The sequence below is a fragment of the Streptomyces sp. NPDC056373 genome (assembly GCF_042262425.1).
Classification (GTDB): Bacteria; Actinomycetota; Actinomycetes; order Streptomycetales; family Streptomycetaceae; genus Streptomyces.
In genome coordinates, this window is record NZ_JBHJPX010000001.1 from 852,679 (window position 1) to 854,305 (window position 1,627).

Annotated in this window: 1 rRNA gene (cut by a window edge); it reads right to left on the reverse strand. The window is 57.2% G+C overall.

Annotation, left to right across the window (positions count from 1 at the left end):
- A 23S ribosomal RNA gene (locus ACFCXS_RS03995) occupies window positions 1-1,275 on the reverse strand; it reaches 1,489 nt to the left of the window's first position.
- Window positions 1,276-1,627 lie beyond the last annotated feature (352 nt).

Consider the following 1,627-nt stretch of genomic DNA (forward strand, 5'->3'; position numbering starts at 1 on the left):
GTATGAATGACACGACTTCGGCGGTACGCTTGAGCCCCGCTACATTGTCGGCGCGGAATCACTAGACCAGTGAGCTATTACGCACTCTTTCAAGGGTGGCTGCTTCTAAGCCAACCTCCTGGTTGTCTCTGCGACTCCACATCCTTTCCCACTTAGCGTACGCTTAGGGGCCTTAGTCGATGCTCTGGGCTGTTTCCCTCTCGACCATGGAGCTTATCCCCCACAGTCTCACTGCCGCGCTCTCACTTACCGGCATTCGGAGTTTGGCTAAGGTCAGTAACCCGGTAGGGCCCATCGCCTATCCAGTGCTCTACCTCCGGCAAGAAACACACGACGCTGCACCTAAATGCATTTCGGGGAGAACCAGCTATCACGGAGTTTGATTGGCCTTTCACCCCTAACCACAGGTCATCCCCCAGGTTTTCAACCCTGGTGGGTTCGGTCCTCCACGAAGTCTTACCTCCGCTTCAACCTGCCCATGGCTAGATCACTCCGCTTCGGGTCTTGAGCGCGCTACTATACCGCCCTATTCGGACTCGCTTTCGCTACGGCTTCCCCACACGGGTTAACCTCGCAACACACCGCAAACTCGCAGGCTCATTCTTCAAAAGGCACGCAGTCACGAGAATGAAGCAAGCTCCATTCCGACGCTCCCACGGCTTGTAGGCACACGGTTTCAGGTACTATTTCACTCCCCTCCCGGGGTACTTTTCACCATTCCCTCACGGTACTATCCGCTATCGGTCACCAGGGAATATTTAGGCTTAGCGGGTGGTCCCGCCAGATTCACACGGGATTTCTCGGGCCCCGTGCTACTTGGGTGTCTCTCAAACGAGCCGCTGATGTTTCGACTACGGGGGTCTTACCCTCTACGCCGGACCTTTCGCATGTCCTTCGCCTACATCAACGGTTTCTGACTCGTCCCACGGCCGGCAGACCGTGGAAGAGAGATCCCACAACCCCGCATACGCAACCCCTGCCGGGTCTCACACGTATACGGTTTAGCCTCATCCAGTTTCGCTCGCCACTACTCCCGGAATCACGGTTGTTTTCTCTTCCTGCGGGTACTGAGATGTTTCACTTCCCCGCGTTCCCTCCACACTGCCTATGTGTTCAGCAGCGGGTGACAGCCCATGACGACTGCCGGGTTTCCCCATTCGGAAACCCCCGGATCAAAGCCTGGTTGACGACTCCCCGGGGACTATCGTGGCCTCCCACGTCCTTCATCGGTTCCTGGTGCCAAGGCATCCACCGTGCGCCCTTAAAAACTTGGCCACAGATGCTCGCGTCCACTGTGCAGTTCTCAAACAACGACCAGCCACCCGTCACACACCACTTCCGTGATGCTTCACCGGGGCCGGCACTGAGGAAAGTTCATTCCCTCAGACACCCAACAGCGTGCCCGACACACTCCCCGCTCCCCTCAACGTTCCACGCTCCGAAGAGCAGTACTAGAAGGAGAAGACGATCAAGTGTGCCGAGTAGTCAACGTTCCACCCATGAGCAACCAGTGCGAGACGTTCGCTCGCATGCTGGCCTCTGACCTCACCCCGAAGGGATCGGTAAGAAGTGCTCCTTAGAAAGGAGGTGATCCAGCCGCACCTTCCGGTACGGCTACCTTGTTACG